Consider the following 21311-nt stretch of genomic DNA (forward strand, 5'->3'; position numbering starts at 1 on the left):
CTTACCAGGTCCAAAGCGCAATAGGGTCAATTATCCTCAATCATTTCGGATTGGCGCACGATGACCTCCGCCTGTTTGATGGAAGCGATGTCCACCAGACGACCCTTGTAGACGGTCGCGCCTGCCCCTGCAGCCTTGGCTTCTTCCATCGCAGCAAGGATTTCGCGCGCCTCGGCGACCTTGGCGTCGGAGGGGGTGAACACCTCGTTGGCCAGGGCGATCTGCTTAGGGTGAATGGCCCATTTACCGACCATGCCCAAAACCGCCGACCGGCGCGACTGTGCGCGGTATCCCTCGTCATCCGAGAAGTCGCCGAAGGGTCCGTCGACCGGCAGAACGCCGTGCGTCCGACAGGCCGCAACGATGGCCGCCTGCGCCCAGTGCCAGGGGTCGGACCAGTGCCGCGCCCCGTCTTCGGTCAGCATGTAATAGTCGTCCTGTGTGCCGCCGATGCCGGTCGTCTGCATGCCCATCGAGGCCGCAAAATCCGCGGCTCCCAGCGACATGGCGACCAAACGGCGGGAACTTGCGGCAATCTCCTCTACATGGGCGAGGCCGGCCGCGCTTTCGATGATGACTTCGAAGGTGACGGGTCTGGTGCGACCCTTCGCCGTCTCGATGGCGGTGACGAGGGCGTCGACCGCATAGACGTCCGCAGCGCAGCCGACTTTGGGGATCATGATCTGGTCCAGCCGCGCACCCGCCTGCTCCAGCAAATCGACGACATCGCGATACCAGTACGGCGTATCCAAGCCGTTGATCCGAACAGATAAAACTTTCTTGCCCCAGTCCACCGCACCGATAGCCTCGATCACATTCACCCGAGCCGTATCCTTGTCGGAGGGCGCGACCGAATCTTCCAGGTCGAGGTTGATGACATCCGCATCGGACGCCGCCATCTTGGCGAAGAGCTTGGTGTTCGACCCCGGACCGAAGAGCTGGCAGCGGTTCGGGCGGGCGACGGGGGCGGGTTGTGTGCGAAAGCTCATGGAACGGCTCCGAGACATAATGTTGCGTAATATTTCATATGAGCGCTACAATGTGTCTGCTGCGTGCGCAACCGCTGCACTGCGGCGCGACCGCACCGCCATGCGATGACCCCCGCCGCCGCGATACGGCACCGGGGGTAGCGAGCGTCAAGGCAAGTCCGTATAGCGTCAGGCATAATTTCCACAGCATGAGGCGTTCCATGTCGAAGTCGTCCGATAACAGCTCGAACAAGATGTGGGGCGGCCGGTTCGCGGAAGGCCCGGACGCGATCATGGAGGCGATCAATGCCTCGATCGGTTTCGACCGCCGCATGGCGAAACAGGACATCGAAGGCAGCCGGGCCCATGCTGCGATGCTGGCCGCGCAGGGTATCGTCACCGAGATGGATGCCGACGCGATCCGGGAAGGCCTTCTTACGGTGTTGTCAGAAATCGAGGGCGGCACGTTCCGGTTCTCAACTGCGCTCGAAGACATCCACATGAACGTCGAGGCGCGCCTGACCGAGATCGTGGGCCCCGCCGCAGGTCGCCTGCATACGGCCCGGTCGCGCAATGATCAGGTGGCACTGGATTTTCGCATGTGGGTGCGTGACCAGTGTGACGCCGCCATCGACGCCCTGCCCCGACTGATGACGGCGCTGGTGTCGCAGGCCGAGGCCGGGGCCGGTTGGGTGATGCCGGGCTTTACCCATCTGCAAACCGCGCAACCGGTGACCTGGGGCCACCACATGCTGGCCTATACCGAAATGTTCGCCCGCGACCTGTCGCGTTTTGAGGATGCTCGCAAGCGGATGAACGAAAGCCCGCTGGGGGCCGCCGCACTGGCGGGAACCGGCTTCGACATCGACCGCGACATGACGGCAAAGGCCCTTGGTTTTGATCGACCGTCGGCCAATTCGCTGGATGCCGTATCGGACCGGGACTTCGCACTGGAGTTTCTGGGCGCGGCCACGATCTGCGCGATGCACCTGTCGCGTCTGGCCGAGGAACTGGTGATCTGGTCCTCGGCCCAGTTCCGCTTTGTTCGCCTGTCGGACCGCTGGACGACCGGGTCCAGTATCATGCCGCAAAAAAAGAACCCGGATGCCGCCGAGCTTTTGCGCGCCAAGATCGGGCGCATCTTCGGAGCGCAGACAGCGCTTCTGATGGTGATGAAGGGGCTGCCGCTGGCCTATTCCAAGGATATGCAGGAAGACAAGGAACAGGTCTTCGACGCCGCAGACAGCCTGATGCTGGCGCTGGCCGCGATGACCGGCATGGTGGGCGACATGACGGCGCAGAAGGACAACCTGGAGGCGGCGGCTTCGGGCGGGTTCTCGACCGCGACCGATCTGGCCGACTGGCTGGTGCGCGAAGCCGGTTTGCCGTTCCGCGATGCGCATCATGCCACCGGCGCGCTGGTCAAGATGGCCGAAGATGCGGGCATCGACCTGCCGGATCTGACGCTGGCGCAGATGCAGTCTGTCAACGATAGGATCACCGAAGGTGTATTCGGCGTGCTGGGTGTGCATAATTCGGTCGCGTCGCGCACGTCATATGGCGGCACCGCCCCCGCCAATGTCCGCGCGCAGGTCGCGCTCTGGCAAGAGAGATTGAAATGACATTGCGATTGCTTCCCGTTCTTTTCCTTTTGACGGCCTGCGGCGTCGATGGCGCCCCCGTCCGCCCGTCTGATGTCGAAGACAAACCACAATCCGCCGTGACCCTGTCCGGCAGTGTTGAGGTCGGGATCGCCCGCACCGACTGACGCCAAGTGGCGACATAGCGCGGCAGATACGCCGCCCGCTCATTCCACACCTGTTGCACCTGTCCACGCCCCTGCTAGTCTTGCCTCCAACACGGAACAACGGGGCGGAACAGTCTCCCCGGCAGGAGAATATCCATGGAAAAATTTCCCATGACGCCAAGGGGCATGACTGCCCTTCAGACTGAATTGAAGCATCTGAAATCCGTCGAGCGTCCCGCGATCATCGCCGCCATCGCCGAAGCCCGCGAACATGGGGACCTGTCGGAAAATGCGGAATACCATTCCGCGCGCGAAAAGCATTCCTTCATCGAAGGTCGTGTCAAGGAACTGGAGGGCCTGATTTCACTGGCCGACGTCATCGACCCCGCCAAATTATCGGGCACCGTCAAGTTTGGCGCGACAGTGATGCTTGTCGACGAGGATACCGACGCCGAAAAAACCTATCAGATTGTCGGGGAGCAGGAGGCGGATATCGAAAACGGCCTTCTGAATATCAAGTCGCCGCTAGCCCGCGCCTTGATCGGCAAGGAAGAGGGCGACTCGGTCGAGGTCCGGACGCCCGGCGGCACGCGCGGCTACGAAATCACCTCTGTCGTCTTCAAATAGCCGGATGTCGGACGCCCCCCAGATCGGCCCGCAGACTGGCCCGGAGACTGGCTCGCAGACTGGCGCAGCGCCCCTGACGGCCAGTAAGGCGATGTCAGCCACAACATCGCGCGGCCCCAACCGTCGCCGGACGCGCGGGGGTCGACAGAACGCTGGTATTTCGATGATCGAGATCACGGCGCTTGTCCTCAGCCTTGGTTGGCTGGGATTGGTCGGCTGGTATTTTCTGACGCTGGACGACGACCAAGGCCGCCTGATACGCGGCAATCCGTCCGGCTTTATGATAGCTGTTCTGGGCATTTTCCTGCCCGTCGCATTGATCTGGGTCGCCGCTTCCGTCGCGCGTACTGCCCAGACAATGCGCGAGGAAAGCGCGCGCCTGCAGGCCGCGATCGATACCATTCGCCTCAGCCATCTCGACCAGCAGGCGGCCGACGCCGCAACGCTGAAGCGCGATCTTGGCACGCAGATCGAACAGGTTGCGCGCGCGCAAGCCGTTCTTGGGGCCGAAGTCGCGTCGCTGCACCGCCCGAAAGCGCCCGACGCTATTCTGAGCGCGCCCATCCGGCCCCTTCCGCAATTGCTGCTTCAACCGGCGCTGGCACTGGACACCGAACCCGAAGACGAAGCTCTGCCGCCCGACGACTTCATCCGCGCGATGAACTTTCCCGAGAACGAACGCGATGCCGAAGGTTTCCGCGTTCTGCGGTCGGCTTTGAAACATCATCGCACCGCGCAGCTGGTCACCGCCGCGCAGGACCTGCTGACATTACTGGCGCAGGACGGCATCTACATGGACGATCTGACGGTTCATCGCGCAGACGCGGTGCTGTGGCGTGCCTTTGCCGATGGCACCCACGGGTCGGATGTCGCGGCCCTGGGCGGCATCCGGGACCGCTCGTCGTTGGCCCTGACGGCAGGGCGGATGAAGGACGATGCCGTCTTTCGCGATGCCATCCATCATTTCCTGCGAACCTTCGACCGGGTTTTTGCCGATTTTACAAAGATCGCCACAGACGGCGAAATTGTCCGATTCGCAGATACCCGCACGGCGCGGGCGTTCATGCTGTGCGCGCGGGTCGCAGGCACATTTGATTAAGCTCGCGGCGGCCAGGTTCCATACCGAATGGTTCATCCATGCGCAGTCCCTGCGCGAGACACGGGGTATATTTGTCGTGCCGATTGAATAATATCCCAACAATTCCGCATATCGCAGAGGTTCAATGGGACAGCTTGTCGACGGCATATGGCATGATATCGAGTACGATCCGAAACCGGCCGACGGCAAGTTCGTCCGTGCGACCGCGGGGTTCCGCAACTGGATCACACCGGACGGCAGCCCCGGCCCGTCGGGCGAAGGCGGTTTCAAAGCCGAGGCCGGGCGTTATCATCTGTTTGTCTCGCTTGCCTGCCCCTGGGCGCACCGCACGCTGATCTTTCGCAAGCTGAAAGGCCTTGAGGACCTGATCCAAGTGTCCGTGGTGCATCCCGTCATGTTGTCCGACGGCTGGACGTTCCAGGCCGACGACCATGGAACAACCGGCGACCGCCTGTTCGGCCTGCCGTTCCTGCGCGACATCTATGTCCGCGCGAAACCCGACGTAACGGGCCGGGTAACGGTGCCGGTCCTGTGGGACACCGCGACGGACACCATCGTGTCCAACGAATCCGCGGATATCGTCCGCATGTTCAATTCGGCGTTCGACGGGCTGACCGGCAACGACCGGGATTTCTATCCTGAAAAGCTGCGCCCCGAGATCGACCGCATCAACGCGCGCGTCTATTCCGACATCAACAACGGGGTCTACAAGGCGGGGTTCGCCACGACCCAGACCGCCTATGACGAGGCGGTCACGACGCTGTTCGGGGCGCTCGACTGGCTGGAGGACCTGTTGGGTCGGCTCCGCTATCTTACAGGGGATCGGCTGACCGAGGCCGACTGGCGGCTGTTTGTAACGCTGGTACGGTTCGATTCGGTCTATCACCTGCACTTCAAATGCAATCGCAGGCGGCTGATCGATTATCCGAACCTTTGGGGTTATGCGCGCGAAATGTTCCAGTATCAGGGCATCGCGGACACCGTGAATATGGCCCACATCGTGCGGCATTATCATTGCAGCCATAGTAGCATCAATCCGCACAGGATCATCCCGATCAATCCGATTCTGGACTGGCAGGCCCCGCACGGGCGGGATGCGACCGGTCGTTCATGACCTGAAAATCTGGTCAGAGTGTCAGGCGACTTCGCGCCGGGCACCCGCATGGAATGCAATAAGGGCGGTCAGATCCGACGCCTCGATCTGCGCGGGCAGAATGGCCGCCGCGTTGCCGACGTGACAGAACAGCGATCCGTCCGCAGCCAATCCCCCGCCGCCCAGCAGGATTACCCGCGCATCGGGGCGGCGATAGTCGCAGAAGTCGGCGACCGCCAGGGGGCTGCCATCTGCAAGACCCAGGTGAATCAGGACGACCGCCGGGGCCGCCTCGCAAAGCCAGAGCGCGGCTTCATCCTGGCTGTGGGCCGCAAACAGACGCATTCCTTCTTCGCGCAATGCCTGTCTTGCCCGCAGAAACGCGCGATGACTGCGAAAACATGGGCCAACGGCCAAAATCATCCTTCCGGGTCTGAACATGACGTCACCTTTCGCGGTCTGGCCGCACAGGAACCCCTTCCCTTGCGTAATCTTGCGCCCGATTTCTTAACGGGAGGTTAATTCGTGTGACCCGGTCTGACCCTCGGCGAACCTACGCCGACCCCTCTCCGATTGCCCCAAAGCCATGACCGGGCTATCGGTGGCAAGCCGCAAGAAGCCACACCAACCGGAGCTTTCATGACCACTACGATCACCATCTGCGACACCTGCAAGCGCGACGACTGGAATGCCACATCAGGTGCGACCGACGGCGAGGTACTGGCCAGCCTGATCGAAGCCGCCGCGGCAAACGTGGACAATGTGTCCACGCGGCGCCATTCCTGCCTGATGGGATGTTCCGGGGCCTGCAATATCACGCTGCAATCGACCGGCAAGATGGCCTATACCCTCGGCCGGTTCGACCCTACAAACGAGGCGGCGCAGGGCATCGTGGACTATGCAGCGATGCATGCAGCGACGGATACGGGCGTAGTGCCGTTCCGCGAATGGCCAATAGCGATCAAGGGGCATTTCGTGACGCGCCATCCGCCCCTGACAGAGTAATCTGACATGCCAGGCGGGCAGCCCCTGCGGGATCATGGTGGTGGCCTTGACGCCGCGTGTGCCCGCTGGGGCGGGGCGCGGGAAACATGGCTCGACCTGTCGACTGGCATTAACCCGGTTGCCTATCCAATTCCCGACTTGCCAGCCCACGCATGGACCACCTTGCCGGATCGCGAGGCACAGAAGGCGCTGACCGCTGCTGCCCGCGACTTCTGGGCCGTGCCGGACACAGCCGACATCCTTGCCGCGTCAGGCGCGTCCGCCCTGATCGCGCGACTACCGCTGATTGCGCCTGCAGGGCCCGTCGATATTCCCGCCCCGACCTATAACGAGCATGCCGCCGCCTTTCGGATCTCCGGCCGGAAGATCGATCCGGATGGAACGACGCGCGTGTTGGTGCATCCGAACAACCCGGACGGACGGCTCTGGTCGTCCGACGAATTCAGCGACGGACTGACCATTATCGACGAAAGCTTTTGCGACGTCTGCCCCGAGGCATCGCATGTCCAGACAGCCACCGATCCGAACCGCGTTATCCTGAAAAGTTTCGGCAAATTCTGGGGACTGGCCGGCCTGCGTCTGGGCTTCGCCATCGGTCATCCTGACACGCTGACCCCGCTGCGCGATGCCCTTGGTCCATGGCCCGTCTCCGGCCCCGCGCTGGCCATTGGGGCCGCAGCCCTCAGCGATACCGAATGGGCTGCAACGACCCGAACCCTTCTGCATGCCGATGCCATACGACTGGACGCCTTGATGGCGCGACACGGAACACTTGTCGGAGGCACCGACCTGTTCCGGCTATATGACGTAGGCGACTGCAGGAAGATGCAGGACCATCTTGCGCAGAACAACATCTGGAGCCGGGTTTTTCCCTACTCTGATAAGTGGTTACGCCTTGGTCTGCCGCATCCGAACGCGTGGAATCAACTGGAAAAGGCACTTGCATGATCCTGCCCGTCGCCATGATCCTCGATGCTATCTTCGGGGAACCGGAATGGCTCTGGACGCGTGTCAAACATCCTACAATCGTGATGGGCGTTGCCGTCGATACACTGGACGACCGGCTGAACAGGGGTGGGATGCGCCGCTCAAAGGGAATTCTCGCCATCGCCTTGCTGGTGGCTGCCGCCTTTTTGCTTGGCTGGATCATTGCGTGGGTGCCCGACTTCGGACTGCTGGAAATAATCGTCGTCGCCGTTCTGCTGGCACAAAGGAGCCTGGTCGAGCATGTCCGTGCCGTCGCCACGGCCCTGCGCGAAAGCCCCGAGGCCGGGCGCATCGCCGTTGCCAGAATCGTCGGCCGTGACACATCGGACATGGACAAAGATCAGATTGCCCGCGCCGCTATCGAAAGTGCAGCCGAGAACCTGTCCGACGGCCTCGTGGCCCCCGCGTTCTGGTTCGTTGTCGGCGGCTTGCCCGGCATCCTGATCTACAAAGTCGTCAACACCGCCGACAGTATGATCGGCTACCGAACCCCTCGGCATGAAGACTTCGGCTGGGCCGCCGCCCGGCTCGACGATGTAATGAATTGGGTCCCCGCGCGCCTGACGGCCCTGCTCATTCTCGCATCCAATTTCGCCCTCCGCCACTGGCACCGTGTGCCCAACGACGCGCGGCAGCACCGCTCCCCGAATGCGGGCTGGCCCGAAGCGGCGATTGCCCCCCTGCTGGACCTCGCCCTGGCCGGGCCGCGCAGCTACGGCAGCCGGATGCAGGACTTTCCCTGGGTCAACCCGACGGGACGCAAACAGGCTGACGAAGACGATATCGACGCCGCCATTGCCGTTCTATGGCGGACATGGTTCGGTGCCCTGCTGCTGGTCGTAATGATCGAGCTTTTCAAGGTCGCGCTCAGGTTTGCGACGATGACATTGACCGGGACAGGACTGCCATGACCGACATCGCCCCCGCCGACAGCCATATCGGGGCTGCCGCCTGGAAAAAGTCCTACCGGCCCATGCCCGTCTCGTCCGACCCCCTCGTCGTCTTCGCGGCCCCGCTCATGTCACGCGCCTTCGCCGACGACTGGGGCACGGTCAGCCGAACCGTCGCCCGCGCCGTGGCTTCGCTGCGCGCGCAGACAGACCCGAACTGGCGACTGCTCATTTGTTCGCAGGACCGCCCCGAGGGCATCGACTTCGACGACCGTGTCCGGTTTCTGCCCTTCGAACAGGCAGTGGAAGGCTTCGACAAGAAACCCAAGGTCGAATACCTCTGCCATGCCCTGCCAGACCATATGCAAGGGGACGGCTATCTCTTTGCGTTTGACGCGGACGATGTGATCCACCCCGATCTCGTCGGGTGGATGCGGCGCGATCACAATGGACGCGGCTACTGGCTGCGCGACGGTTACATGATCAACGCGCAGACCGGCGACGTCGGCGTCCTTACATCCCGCCGCCCGTGGGCGCCGCTGCGCCGCCCGTTTATCGCACAATGCGGCTCCAGTGCAGCCATCTACGTCGATTTCCGTACCGACCGCGGGTTCGAGCACGTCGCCTGCCACTTCTACCGGCCTGGGCACCGCGACTTCCGCAAAAGTGCCGCGGCACTGGGCCTGCCGCTGGCGCGGGTGCCGTTCCCGGCGGCATTCTACGTGATGAACACAGGCGAGAACCATCGACAGAAAATCGGCAAACTCGACCGCAAGCTGGTGCAACTGAACCGGGCACGACTGAAGCCTGCGGACGCGCAGGCCGTGCGCGCCGATTTCGGATGGGACGCGCTGGTCTGAACCTTCAGCCGAGCCGCACATTCACCGTCTGCGTCAGCATGTCGGCCTGACCGAAGCTTGTCAGGAAGGATACATCCGCCGCATCCCGACCGACTCCGATCACCACCATCTCGCTGGCCCGTGCCATGCCCGTCGCATCGACCAGATGCCATGCGCCCTCAAGCCAGATTTCGGCCACGGCGTGGAAATCGGGCGGGTCGACATCGGGCGCATAGACCGACGCGATGCGGGCCGGTATTCCTGCCGCCCGCGACAGCGCGATCAGCACGTGGGCATAATCGCGGCAGACCCCCTGACGTTTGACGAAACTTTCGCGTGCCGTTGTGGCTGCCGTGCTGGACCCCGGCACATAGGTGAACGATTCCATGATCCAGTCGCGCATCGCGACGATCAGCGGCCCGCCCGAAATCTCCCCGAACTCGGCCATGACGAAAGCGTTGAATTCGTCGGACGGGCAATACCGCGACGGCATCAGGAAGGATGTCGCCTCGGACGTCATGGTTCGTGGCGCGCTGGCGACCAGATCGTCGAGCATCGGATCGGGCCGATTGACCGAGACCCGCGCCCTGTAGGTCACATCCAACCGCCCTTCGGCCCGCATCCATGCGCGGGTGCCCAGGGCCGCCTCGCCGCCGATGCGCACGAAGCCATCGACCGGCGTGGTCAACAACGCATCCTCCTCGACCAGTTGCCCGGCCATGCGGGCAACCTCGACCTGCAACAACAGATCCGTCGCCTCCGGGAAGTCATACGACAGGGCAGCTTCGATATTGACGATCATGGGAGTTCCTAACGCGGTCCGACTCAGGCCAATCCGCAGGACCGCCGTTCGTTCCATGCGATCGCGGATCAGCGGTGTTTCCGTAACGGCATTCGCCGCGGATCAGGCGCGCGTTCAGGCGACCAGGGCCTCGGCCTTCTTCAGGTCGACCGACACCAGCTGGCTGACGCCCTGTTCGACCATCGTCACGCCGAACAGGCGGTCCATCCGCGCCATGGTGACGGCGTGGTGCGTAATGATCAGGAAACGGGTATTGGTCCGGCGCGTCATCTCGTCCAGCATATCGCAGAACCGGGTGACGTTAGCGTCATCCAGCGGCGCATCCACCTCGTCCAGAACACAGATCGGAGCGGGATTGGCCAGGAACACTGCGAAAATCAGCGCCAGTGCCGTCAATGTCTGCTCGCCCCCCGACAACAGGCTCAGCGTCGAGAGCTTCTTGCCCGGCGGCTGGCACATGATCTCCAGCCCGGCTTCCAGCGGATCGTCGGATTCGACCAGTTCCAGTCTGGCCTCACCGCCCTGAAACAGGTGCCGGAACAGGGTCGAGAAATTCGCATTCACCGTTTCGAAGGCATCCAGCAAACGCTGGCGTCCCTCCTTGTTCAGGGACGCGATGCCGGCCCGCAATTCGCTCACGGCCTGCTCCAGGTCAGCTTTCTCCGCTACCAGCAGGTCATGTTCGCCCTGAACCTCCGACGCGTCCTCTTCGGCCCGCAGGTTCACCGCCCCCAGCGCATCGCGCTGCCGTTTCAACGCGTTCACCTGCGTCTCGATCCCCTCGACCGGCGGCAGGGCGTCCGGGTCTACATCCAATGCGGTCAGCAACTCCGCCGGTGTGCAGTCCAAAGCTTCCGCGATACGTTCTTCGGCATAGGCGAGTGTTTCCTGTGCCGCATCCATTCGCGCCTCGGCCCGGGCCCGCGCCTCCCGCGCTTCGCCTGCCAGCCGCTCGGCATCCCGCAGAGATTGGAGCGCGTTGCGCAGCGTCGTCTCGCCCGTCGCCAATGCATCCGACGCCTGCGCGCGCCGCCCCTCGGCCCGTGCAATTTCAGCGGACAGATCGTCGCGCTGCCGTGCCAGATCATCGGGCATCACCAGCGCCGCAGCCAGTTCCGCCTCCGAGGCCCTGCGCCGCCCGGTCAGCTCGGCCAGCCGCTTGTCTGCGCTGTCCAGACGCAATTGCCAGGATGCTATATCCTTCTCGATCTGCGCCAACCGCCGTGCCCGCACCTCGCTTTCGCGCATCAATTCATCGGCCTGCGCGCGGCGTGCCATCATTGCGATGCGCGCGGCCTCGACCGTAGTGCGGATCGTCTCCAGGGCTGCGCGGGCCTCGTCCAGCGGGGCCAGATCGCGCCGTGCACTTGCCGCCTCACGCTGCGCTTCACGGGCTTCCAGCATTTCGGATTCGAAGCGCGCGACTGCCATCTGCGCTGTCTCCAACCGAGACGCAGCCATCCCGCGCGCACCTTCCGCCTGCGCCAGACGACGGCCCGCATCGGTCAGCGCACGATCGGCATCGCGGCGTGTATCGCGGGCCTGCGCCTCGGCCTCCTTGCGACGGGTCAGCGTCAGAGCCAGCGCATCATGCGCGGCGCGGGTTCCATCGGCGCGCGCTTCGGCCTCCTCCAGATCCTGTCGCAGGGACGCCAGCCGGTTCACCTGTTGCAGACGCAGGGCCGCCGACGACGGCGCGGCATCGGCCGAGGCACGATACCCGTCCCAGCGCCACAGGTCGCCATCGGTCGAGACCAGCGTCTGACCCGGTTGCAGACGTGGCTGCATCTGCGCCGCCTCATCGGGCGAGACCAGTCCGATCTGCCCCATCTTCCGTGCCATCACGTCGGGCGATTCAACGAAACGGGCCAGCGGTTCGATCCCGTCCGGCAACCCGGCTACCCGGTCATAGGGCGGCAGCATGGCCCATCCGGACTCCTCCTCGTCGCCCGCGCCGATTTCCGACGCCCGCAGATCGTCGCCATAGGCCGCGCCCAAGGCTGCCTCGAACCCCGGAGTCACCGTCAGCCGATCCAGCAACGGCTCGCCCTCTCCGGTATCGCGGGTCAGCATCTTGGCAAGTGCCGTTACCTCCGCACCCAGGGTGCTGGCCACGCCCTCGGCCTCCGCCCGCTCGGTGCGGGCGTGGCCTTCGGCATCCTGTGCCGCTTCGCGGGCGGTTTCCGCCTCGGTCGTGGCAGCTTCGGCAGCACTCGCGGCATCCTGCGCGCGGCTCTGGTCGGCGGCGGCCTGTTGTGCCTGCGCCGTCGCCTCCTCCACGGTTGCACGCGCCGCATCGGCCTGCGCGCGCGCCGCTTCGGCCTCCGACTCCACCCGCGACACGCGTTTGTCGGCGTCGTCGGCCATCCGGGTGACCGATTGGTGCCGCGCCGACAGACGTGCCAGATCTTCGGTCAGTGTCGATAACTCCCCCTCGCGCGCCGACAGTACCCGTGCGGCCTCCTCGGCTTCGGACTGTGCCTGGGTCTGCGCCGCCCCCTCGTCGTCTGCGGCGGCGATCAGTTCTGCCTGTTCCGCCACCAGCCGGGCAATCGTCTCACCCGCATCCCGGTTCAGCGTGCTTTCGCGGGCCGCATCCGCGATCAGTTGCGCGATTCGTGCCTCCAGCCCTTCGATCGTCGCCCGCGCCTGACGTTCCCGCTCGGCCAGGGTGTCGCGCTGCACGGTCAGCCGCTGCAGAACGGCACCCGCCACGGCCTCCTCCTCGCGCAGCGGTGGCATCGCTTCCTCGGCCGTCTGGCGCGCCGTGTCGGACCCGGCTGCGACCCGTTCCGCCGCCGCCGCCTCGGTCAGGCGGGTGCGCAGCGTCGCATCCGCCGCTGCCCGCGCGTCTTCGGCCTCGCGCCAGCGGCGATAGAGCAGCAGCCCTTCGGCATGCCGTAACTGCGTCCCGATTTCGCGATACCGCGCCGCCTGCCGCGCCTGCCGGGCCAGCGAAGCCAACTGCGTGGCCAGTTGTTCGACCACATCGTCGACGCGCGTCAGGTTTCCCTCTGTTGCGTTCAGCTTCAACTCCGCCTCATGCCGTCGCTGATAGAGACCGGAAATCCCGGCGGCCTCTTCCAGAATACGCCGCCGTTTCTGCGGCTTGGCGTTGATGAGCTCGGAAATCTGTCCCTGTCGCACCAGCGCCGGGGAATGCGCCCCGGTCGAGGCATCGGCGAACAGCATCTGCACGTCGCGCGCCCGCACATCTCTGCCGTTCAGCTTATAGGCCGACCCGGCATCCCGCGTGATCCGACGCACCACGTCCAGAGCATCGGCGTCGTTGAAGGCGGCGGGCGCGGTCCGGTCCGCGTTGTCCAGTGCCAGTGTCACTTCGGCGAAATTGCGCGCGGGACGGGAGGACGCGCCCGCAAAGATCACATCTTCCATTCCGCCACCGCGCATGGCGGTCGGGCGGTTTTCGCCCATGACCCAGCGCAGCGCCTCCAGAAGGTTGGATTTGCCGCAGCCGTTCGGACCGACGACGCCGGTCAGCCCGTCGGCAATGACGAGGTCGGTAGGGTCCACGAAAGATTTGAACCCGTTCAGGCGAAGGCGAGAGAACCGCATACCGGATTTTCCGCCCGGCCCGGCGGGCACGTCAAGGTCTGACCGCAGGATTTGGGGCCCTTTAGGCAAGTTCTCCACAACATATGCACTGGGCATCCCACATCTGGGGTCGCATCATGACCCACAAAGGGCGCAATCGCGCTTGACGGGCGCAGGTCGTGCGGCGCATCACCCTATGGCAAGGTTCCCCGATGCACCCAAGTGCCAAGGGGATTGAAATGGGAATGCGGTAAGGGGGATCCAATCAGGAACCCAAAGCCGCAGCCGCCCCCGCGACTGTATGCGGAGAGGAACGGGCCATATGCCACTGGGGAAACCTGGGAAGGCGGCCCGTACCATCGACCCGTAAGCCAGGAGACCAGCCCTGCACCATGAAACCGTGATCCCGTCGGGTGTGACGGGAAGAAGGAGATATATTATGACGCCCCAGACCCTGACCACATCGGCCCTTCCTCAGGTCCGCGATGCCGCAGGCCTGACCTTCGCCGCACTGCTGGGCCTGGGCCTTTTGTTCGTGGCAAGCTTCAGCCAGGCTGCGGTCATGCACGACATGGCCCACGATCAGCGCCACGCGCTGGCCTTTCCCTGCCACTGATCTGATCCGAATATGACCAGACATGTGCTGACCGGCGGATTGATCGCCGGGCTGATCGCAGGGCTGTTTGCCGTTCTGCTTCAGCTGACATTCGTTGTTCCCCTTCTGCTGGAGGGGGAGCTTTACGAGACCGGAGCCCGTGTGCATTTCAGGACCGGCGACCCGAAATCCATCGCCGGATCGCCCGGCATCATCGCTGAGGACGTCGCGCGCCATGCGGGCACCCTAGCGATAAACCTCGTATCATGGATCGGCTTTGCCATCCTGCTCATGGTGGGATTCGCGCTAGCGTCCCGTTCCGGTCACCGGATCGACGCCCGCAAGGGGACGGTCTGGGGCATGGCGGGCTTTGTGGCGGTCACACTGGCCCCCGCCATGGGACTTGCGCCGGAACTGCCCGGCACGATCGCCGCCGATTTGCAGGCGCGGCAAATCTGGTGGGCCGCCACTGTCGTGCTGACCGCCGGTGGTCTGGCGGCCTTGGCTTTCGGACGCGGCCCGATTGTCATTTTCGCAGGGGCTGTCGCCATCGCACTGCCCCATATCGTCGGCGCACCGACGCTGGATACCTATCTGGGCGTCAGCCCGCCCGAATTGTCAGCGCAGTTCGCGGCCCGCGTGCTGGCAGTCTCGGCGGCGATCTGGGCTGTGTTGGGGGCGGCTGCGGGGTGGCTTTGGATACGGTCACCAGCGGCATGAAGCCGAAGGTCTAGGCCGGGATACAGCCGCGCAGCATTGTGCGAAGTCGACCGCAAGCCCGTGCATCCGTCACGACACCACCGGGCGCAGCCCGCCACAGCCTGACAAAGGCGGCGATCTCGGCGGCCTGATCCTGCGGATCGGCCTGGGCAAAAAGATAGGCGGCGCGTCCCGGCGCGCGAAACGCCAACGACACGGGGTGGCCACAGGCGTTCAGACACGCGGCCACCTCGACCACAGCATCCGGCACCGCTTCGCGCAGTGTCGCCACCATTCCTGCCGTCCGATCCGGACGGCATCCGCCACAGACGACGATCTTTTCCATTTCTGTCACATTCTTCACTTCCGCTGCCACGAGGCCCCGCCATGCAAACCAAAATCCCAGCCACCATCGTCACAGGCTTCCTGGGCGCGGGCAAGACAACCCTCATCCGTCATCTGCTGGAAAACGCCGGCGGACGGCGCATCGCGCTCATCATCAATGAATTCGGCGATCTCGGCGTCGATGGCGACATCCTCAAGGGCTGCGGCATCGAAAACTGCACCGATGATGACGTGGTGGAACTCTCGAACGGCTGCATCTGTTGCACCGTCGCCGACGACTTCATCCCGACGATGGAGGCGCTGCTGAACCGCGAGACGCCGCCCGATCACATCGTGATCGAAACCTCCGGCCTCGCCCTGCCGCAGCCGCTCGTGCGCGCCTTCAACTGGCCCGGCCTCAAGACCCGCGTCACCGTCGACGGCGTCGTTACCGTCCTTGATGGACCCGCTGTGGCCGCCGGAACCTTTGCCGCCGACATCGCCCGTGTCGATGCCCAGCGCGCCGCCGACGACGGCTTGGACCACGAAACCCCGCTGTCCGAGCTCTACGCCGATCAAGTCGCCTGTGCCGACATGATCGTTGTCAACAAATCCGACCTGCTGGGCGACGGCACCGCGCCGCTGGTTGCCCGCCTGAAATCAGAAGCGCGCGAGGGCGTGCAGGTCGTCCCCGCCACCATGGGCGCGCTGCCCGCCGATGTTCTGCTGGGCCGCGGCCAAGGCGCGGAGGACGACATTTCCGCCCGCCACGAAGTGCATCATCATCACCATCATCACGACGATGACAGCCCTGATGATCACGGCGATCACCATCACGAACACGGCCATGATGCTTTCGAGTCGTTCATCGTCGACGCCCCCGAAGTCACCGACCCCGCCGCCTTCGCTGTCAAGGTCGCGGATGTCATCCGCACCCACGGCATCCTGCGCCTCAAGGGTTTCGCTTCGGTCACAGACAAGCCGATGCGCCTGACGGTTCAGGCCGTCGGACCCCGCGTCGATCATTATTTCGACCGTCCGCTGGGCGGCGACCCGCGCGGCGCGCGGCTTGTCGTGATCGGTCAGGCCGGGCTGGATCAGGCCGCGATCACGCAAGCCCTTCAGTGATCCTCGGGCCCGCCGATCCCCGCGCATCGGGAACGGCGGGTCTGATACGCCCGCCATGGCTTTACTGAATCTGGTCCCTTTGGCGATATCACGCCGACCTCAGCATGTTCCTTGAGCGTGTCAGGCCAACGCCGCCACGGCGACCCGCGCGGCCAGTCGCGCATTGTTCAGCACCAGTTCGATATTTGCCCCCAATGCCTTCCCCTCGGTCACGAGGTTGAGCCGTCCCAACAGGAACGGCGTTACATCCTTGCCGCTGATCCCCTCGTCCTCTGCTGCCACCAAGGCCTCTTCGATCGTCGCACCAATCTCCGCCGCATCTAGCGCGTGTTCCACCGGAATCGGATTGGCCACCAGCATTCCCGTTCCCATCCCCAAAGCCGCATTCGCAGCCCGTGCCGCCGCGATTTGTGCCGGATCGTCGAACCGCTCCCCCGCGATGACGCCGGAATGGGGCGTATAGAACGCCGGAAACTCGTCCGATCCGAAGGTCATGACCGGCACGCGCAGTGTCTCCAACACCTCGATTGTGCGCGGAATGTCCAGGATCGACTTCACACCGGCGCAAACAACCAGCACATCCGTCGCGGCCAGCTCGGTCAGGTCGGCACTGATGTCCATCCCGTCGCCCCGGTGCACTCCCCCGATCCCGCCGGTCGCAAACACCCCGATCCCGGCCAGCGACGCGATCCGCATCGTCGCGCTGACCGTCGTGCCCGCCGTGCGCCCCTTGACGATACAGGCCGCCAAATCGCGAGAAGCTGCCTTGACGACGCCGGTGTCGCGGCCCAGCCGCTCGACCTGATCGGCGGTCAAACCCGCACACAGATGTCCGTCGATCACGGCTATGGTGGCCGGAACCGCTCCTTGATCGCGTACGGCCTGTTCAACCTGCAAGGCGACCTCGGCATTGCGCGGCCAGGGCATACCGTGACTGATGATCGTGGATTCCAGCGCCACCACGGCACGGCCCTGCGTCAGGGCAGTCGCAACTTCGTCAGTCATGTGAACGGGGATCGTGCTGTGTGTCTGCGTCATGGGATGCTCCTGCTTTGGCCCCTCTTGCACCCAACCGGCGGCTCCCGCAAACCCCCGCGTGAAGGAGACCGCCATGCATCTGCTCGCCGCCACACCCGGAGCCATCGACGACGGCGAACCGGTGGATCTGGGCCAGACTCCGGCGGACCTCGTGGTGATCACGGCGGCGGACACCGAACTCGCCGCCCTGTCCGAAGCACGGGCGACGATGACAAAGGCCCCCAGCCTGCGATTGGCCAGTCTGATGCACCTGCGCCACCCAATGTCGGTGGACCTGCATCTGGACGCCTGCGCGACGAAATCGAAACTGGTGGTTGCGCGCATTCTGGGCGGGCGCGGCTACTGGACCTATGGCCTGGAGCAGTACGCCGCCCGCCTGCACGAAGCGGGCGTGCCGTTCGCGGCTCTGCCCGGCGACGACAAACCCGACCCCGAACTGCGCGACCTGTCTACCGTCGCGCCCGACGACTACGACGCCCTGTGGTCCTGTCTGGTCGAGGGCGGACCGCAGAACGCCACCACTTTCCTGACTCACGCCCGTGCGATGATTGACGGAACAGGGCGTCCGGCCCCGGCCCGGCCCCTTCTGCGCGCCGGTCTCTACTGGCCCGGCATATCCGATGCGACCGCCATCACCCTGCGCGACCATTGGACAGAAGACGCTCCCGTCGTGCCGATCGTGTTCTATCGCGCTCTGCTGCAAGGGGCGGGTCTGAACCCGGTCAATCGCCTCGTCAAAGCCCTGCTGCGTGCCGGTCTGAACCCTATGCCGGTGTTCGTCGCCTCGCTGAAGGACCCGGTCAGTCAGGCCAAGCTGGAGTCGCTTTTCACCGCGATGACCCCCGATGCCATCGTCAACCTGACAAGCTTCGCCGTGGGCGATCCCGCTGCGAATCCACTGGCCGCGCCCTTCGCCAACAATGCTCCGGTGTTTCAGGCCGTGCTGTCCGGCGGAACCGAAAGCGCATGGCAGGACGGCCTGACCGGCCTGTCGGCGCGCGATATCGCGATGAACGTCGCCCTGCCCGAACTGGATGGGCGCATCCTGACCCGCGCCATCGGCTTCAAGGGCGAGGCATTCTTCGACGAAGCCACCCAATGTCCCATCGCCACGTGGAAGGCGCAGGGCGACCGCATCACTTTCGTGGCGGACCTCATGGCGAATTGGTGCCGCCTGCGCCGCACGCCCGCGCCCGACCGCCGTGTCGCTTTGGTGCTGGCGAACTACCCGAACCGCGACGGGCGATTGGCCAACGGCGTCGGCCTCGACACGCCTGCCGCAACTGTCCACGTCCTGAACCTACTGGCGCAGGCAGACTACGACACATATGCCCCTGCAGACAGCGCTGCGCTGATGGCGCAGATCATGGCGGGCCCGACCAACTGGCTGACCGACCGCGCCGACCGAACAGGCGGCGAGCGCCTGTCCCTCACCGACTACCGCAGCTTCTACGACACCCTCCCCCTGACAGCCCGCCAACAGATAGAAGATCGCTGGGGACAGCCAGAAGCCGATCCTTTCTTTGCTCCCGACCTATTCCCGCGCGAGGCTCCGACCGACGGCCCGGACGGCACATTTGCCCTGTCCATCCACCGTTTCGGTAAAGTCGTAGTGGCCCTGCAACCGGCGCGTGGTTACAACGTCGATCCGACTGACAGCTACCATTCCCCCGACCTTGTGCCGCCGCACAACTACCTCGCGTTCTACGCCTGGTTGCGCGCCAATTCCGACGCCATTGTCCACATGGGCAAGCATGGCAATCTCGAATGGTTGCCCGGTCGGGCCATTGCCCTGGGCGAGACCGACTGGCCGGAAATCGCACTCGGACCCCTGCCCCACATCTATCCGTTCATCGTCAACGATCCCGGCGAGGGGACGCAGGCCAAGCGCCGCGCCCAGGCCGTTATCATCGACCACCTGACGCCACCCCTGACGCGCGCCGAAAGCTATGGGCCGATGCGCGACCTCGAAGCGCTGGTGGACGAATATTACGAAGCAGCGGGCGTCGACCCGCGCCGTATCGACCTGCTGCGGCAGGAAATCCTCAGCCTCGCGTCTGTCACCGGCCTCGACACTGACGCGGGCATGACCGGCGACGACGGCGACCTTGCCAAGCTCGACGCCTACCTGTGCGATTTGAAGGAAGCACAAATCCGGGATGGCCTTCACATCTTCGGCCAATCTCCCGAAGGCCTGCTGGAGCGGGATCTGCTTATCGCACTCGTCCGTTTGCCGCGCGGCCAAGCTCCGGGGGATGCGTCGCTGATCCGGACACTCGCCAAAGATTGCGGTGTCGATATCGATCCGCTCGATTGCGACATGGCCGCGCCCTATACCGGGCCGCGCCACAAGTTTCTGCACGCAGTCGGAAGCGGCACATGGCGCAGCAACGGTGATACCGTCGAACGGTTGGAGGGCTTGGCGCGGATGGCGGTCCAATGGGATGACCATCCTGCGCATTTCACCAACACCCGCCCCGTCCTCGAGGCGATCCATGCTGACATCCTGCCCCGCCTCCGCGCCTGCGGTCCGGCCGAAGGAACAGGTCTGCTCACTGCCCTTTCGGGGCGGTTTGTCGCCCCCGCACCCTCCGGTGCACCTACACGCGGACGGCCCGATGTCCTGCCAACGGGCCGCAACTTCTATTCCGTGGACAGCCGCGCGGTTCCGACGCCGACAGCCTGGAAACTTGGCTGGAAATCCGCATCGCTGCTGGTCGAACGCCACCTTCAGGATCATGGTGACTGGCCCCGCGCCATGCTGGTAACCGCCTGGGGCACCGCAAACATGCGGACCGGCGGCGACGACATCGCGCAGGCGCTGGCCCTGATGGGCGTAAAACCGCAATGGGACAGCGCCAACCGCCGCGTCGTCGGTTTCGAAATCATTCCCGCCACCGCATTGGGCCGCCCCCGCGTCGATGTGACTTTGCGCGTATCGGGGTTTTTCCGCGACGCCTTCCCGCAGCAGATGGCCCTGGTCGACAGTGCCGCCCGTGCTGTTCAGGCGCTTGATGAACCGGCAGCGGACAATCCGGCAGCAGAGCGTTTTCGCGCAGGCCAGAGCGCCGCCCGCGTCTACGGCTCCAAACCCGGAGCTTATGGCGCAGGTCTTCAGGCAATGATCGATGAAAAACTCTGGGCTGACCCCGCCGATCTGGGCCGCGCCTATGTCGAATGGGGCGGCTATGCTTATGGCACCGGCGAGGGCGCGCCGGATCACGATGGCCTGCGTCAGCGTCTCGGACAGGTCGAGGCCGTGGTTCAGAATCAGGATAACCGCGAACACGACCTGCTCGATTCAGACGACTACTACCAGTTCGAAGGCGGGGCGGCGGCGGCGGTCGAGATGCTGCAAGGTACCAAGCGCCCCGTCTACCACAACGACCATTCCCGCCCCGAACGCCCCGTCATCCGCACGCTGGAGGACGAGATCGGCCGCGTGGTCCGTTCAAGGGTGGTGAACCCGAAATGGATCGAGGGCGTCAAACGCCACGGTTACAAGGGCGCGTTCGAGATTGCCGCGACCGTCGATTACCTCTTTGCCTTCGCCGCCACGACCGGAGCCGTCCGCGACCACCACTTCGATCTGGTCGCCGCCGCCATCCTGGAAGACGATGCGACCCGCGATTTCATCGAAGCCGTCAACGCCCCGGCCCTGGCTGACATCGCGGATCGCCTGTGCGAGGCCATAGACCGAGGACTCTGGCTTCCGAAATCGAATTCGGCGCGCGGTCTGATCGCGCGATATGGGCGCGGTGACGCCGCATCCTAAACCTGAGGCATATCCAGCAGCCTTGACGGAGTTCCAGCATTCCTGTGGATCGAAGAGGTCGCAGATGTCGCCAGGAGCTTCAAACAGAGCGTTGGAAGTTCTGGCCCCGATCCGTCGCAAGTGGGATTTGAGCTTCGGGA

General features: G+C 64.5%; 19 protein-coding genes and 1 riboswitch. Of the genes, 13 read left to right on the forward strand and 6 right to left on the reverse strand.

All coding sequences use genetic code 11. The features are described from left to right. Positions 1-26: 26 nt before the first annotated feature. Positions 27-989, reverse strand: a complete 963-nt coding sequence (locus AC13C2_RS02680; RefSeq protein WP_474522352.1) for an L-malyl-CoA/beta-methylmalyl-CoA lyase — start codon at positions 987-989, stop codon at positions 27-29. Positions 990-1189: 200 nt separating this feature from the next. Here AC13C2_RS02680 and argH point away from each other — a divergent pair, with 200 nt between their 5' ends. The 5 genes from argH to AC13C2_RS02705 all read left to right on the forward strand — a co-directional run bounded on the left by argH (position 1190) and on the right by AC13C2_RS02705 (position 5555). Then, on the forward strand, positions 1190-2590 hold the full coding sequence (argH, locus tag AC13C2_RS02685; protein ID WP_092760630.1) for an argininosuccinate lyase: 1401 nt from the start codon (positions 1190-1192) through the stop codon (positions 2588-2590). Between the two features lie 8 nt (positions 2591-2598). Next, on the forward strand, positions 2599-2736 hold the full coding sequence (locus tag AC13C2_RS02690; RefSeq protein WP_482885869.1) for an argininosuccinate lyase: 138 nt from the start codon (positions 2599-2601) through the stop codon (positions 2734-2736). Between the two features lie 135 nt (positions 2737-2871). After that, on the forward strand, positions 2872-3342 hold the full coding sequence (gene greA, locus AC13C2_RS02695) for a transcription elongation factor GreA (protein WP_092760628.1): 471 nt from the start codon (positions 2872-2874) through the stop codon (positions 3340-3342). Positions 3343-3505: 163 nt separating this feature from the next. Beyond that, a complete protein-coding gene (locus AC13C2_RS02700) occupies positions 3506-4441 on the forward strand; it encodes a hypothetical protein (protein WP_482885870.1) in 936 nt (311 codons plus the stop codon). Positions 4442-4565: 124 nt separating this feature from the next. After that, a complete protein-coding gene (locus AC13C2_RS02705) occupies positions 4566-5555 on the forward strand; it encodes a glutathione S-transferase family protein (RefSeq protein WP_482885871.1) in 990 nt (329 codons plus the stop codon). A gap of 21 nt (positions 5556-5576) precedes the next feature. Here the strand turns inward: AC13C2_RS02705 and AC13C2_RS02710 are convergent, their stop codons facing one another. Beyond that, complete coding sequence (locus AC13C2_RS02710; RefSeq protein WP_139204663.1) at positions 5577-5879, reverse strand: hypothetical protein; 303 nt, start codon at positions 5877-5879, stop codon at positions 5577-5579. A gap of 294 nt (positions 5880-6173) precedes the next feature. Here AC13C2_RS02710 and AC13C2_RS02715 point away from each other — a divergent pair, with 294 nt between their 5' ends. From AC13C2_RS02715 to AC13C2_RS02730, 4 genes are read left to right on the forward strand one after another with little or no spacing between them, the layout of a single operon-like run. Further along, entirely contained in the window at positions 6174-6539 is a 366-nt protein-coding gene (locus AC13C2_RS02715) for a DUF1636 family protein (RefSeq protein WP_339646254.1), read from the forward strand. A 6-nt stretch (positions 6540-6545) separates the two neighbouring features. Next, positions 6546-7487 carry a threonine-phosphate decarboxylase gene (locus AC13C2_RS02720; protein ID WP_482885872.1) on the forward strand — a complete coding sequence of 314 codons (942 nt, stop codon included), beginning with the start codon at positions 6546-6548 and terminating at the stop codon, positions 7485-7487. Next, positions 7484-8437 (forward strand): adenosylcobinamide-phosphate synthase CbiB, encoded by a 954-nt coding sequence (gene cbiB, locus AC13C2_RS02725; protein WP_482885873.1) that lies wholly within the window; start codon positions 7484-7486, stop codon positions 8435-8437. Before AC13C2_RS02720 ends, cbiB begins: the two co-directional genes overlap by 4 nt. Then, complete coding sequence (locus tag AC13C2_RS02730) at positions 8434-9276, forward strand: glycosyltransferase family A protein (protein ID WP_482885874.1); 843 nt, start codon at positions 8434-8436, stop codon at positions 9274-9276. The genes cbiB and AC13C2_RS02730 overlap by 4 nt, the downstream gene beginning before the upstream one ends. A 4-nt stretch (positions 9277-9280) precedes the next feature. Here AC13C2_RS02730 and AC13C2_RS02735 read toward each other — a convergent pair whose 3' ends face one another. Together AC13C2_RS02735 and smc are read right to left on the reverse strand one after the other, a co-directional pair. Next, positions 9281-10057 (reverse strand): transglutaminase-like domain-containing protein, encoded by a 777-nt coding sequence (locus tag AC13C2_RS02735; protein ID WP_482885875.1) that lies wholly within the window; start codon positions 10055-10057, stop codon positions 9281-9283. A gap of 114 nt (positions 10058-10171) precedes the next feature. Further along, positions 10172-13633: a chromosome segregation protein SMC gene (gene smc, locus AC13C2_RS02740; protein WP_482885876.1), complete on the reverse strand. Its 3462-nt coding sequence runs from the start codon at positions 13631-13633 to the stop codon at positions 10172-10174. Positions 13634-13797: 164 nt separating this feature from the next. Next, a riboswitch (cobalamin riboswitch) is annotated at positions 13798-14014 on the forward strand. Between the two features lie 37 nt (positions 14015-14051). Here smc and AC13C2_RS02745 point away from each other — a divergent pair. Both AC13C2_RS02745 and AC13C2_RS02750 read left to right on the forward strand, forming a co-directional pair. Beyond that, positions 14052-14228, forward strand: a complete 177-nt coding sequence (locus AC13C2_RS02745; RefSeq protein WP_092760610.1) for a CbtB domain-containing protein — start codon at positions 14052-14054, stop codon at positions 14226-14228. Positions 14229-14240: 12 nt separating this feature from the next. After that, a complete protein-coding gene (locus AC13C2_RS02750; RefSeq protein ID WP_482885877.1) occupies positions 14241-14927 on the forward strand; it encodes a CbtA family protein in 687 nt (228 codons plus the stop codon). 10 nt (positions 14928-14937) lie between these two features. Here the strand turns inward: AC13C2_RS02750 and AC13C2_RS02755 are convergent, their stop codons facing one another. After that, positions 14938-15252 carry a DUF1636 family protein gene (locus tag AC13C2_RS02755; protein WP_092760606.1) on the reverse strand — a complete coding sequence of 105 codons (315 nt, stop codon included), beginning with the start codon at positions 15250-15252 and terminating at the stop codon, positions 14938-14940. A 41-nt stretch (positions 15253-15293) separates the two neighbouring features. Between AC13C2_RS02755 and cobW the strand changes: the two genes are divergently transcribed. Continuing rightward, entirely contained in the window at positions 15294-16358 is a 1065-nt protein-coding gene (cobW, locus tag AC13C2_RS02760) for a cobalamin biosynthesis protein CobW (protein ID WP_482885878.1), read from the forward strand. 120 nt (positions 16359-16478) lie between these two features. Here the strand turns inward: cobW and AC13C2_RS02765 are convergent, their stop codons facing one another. Beyond that, complete coding sequence (locus tag AC13C2_RS02765) at positions 16479-17396, reverse strand: pseudouridine-5'-phosphate glycosidase (RefSeq protein ID WP_482885879.1); 918 nt, start codon at positions 17394-17396, stop codon at positions 16479-16481. Between the two features lie 73 nt (positions 17397-17469). Here AC13C2_RS02765 and cobN point away from each other — a divergent pair, with 73 nt between their 5' ends. Then, positions 17470-21171, forward strand: coding sequence for a cobaltochelatase subunit CobN (gene cobN, locus AC13C2_RS02770; RefSeq protein ID WP_482885880.1), 3702 nt, complete (start codon positions 17470-17472; stop codon positions 21169-21171). The last annotated feature ends 140 nt before the right edge of the window (positions 21172-21311 follow it).

This window comes from Jannaschia sp. L-14R, from assembly GCF_056857695.1.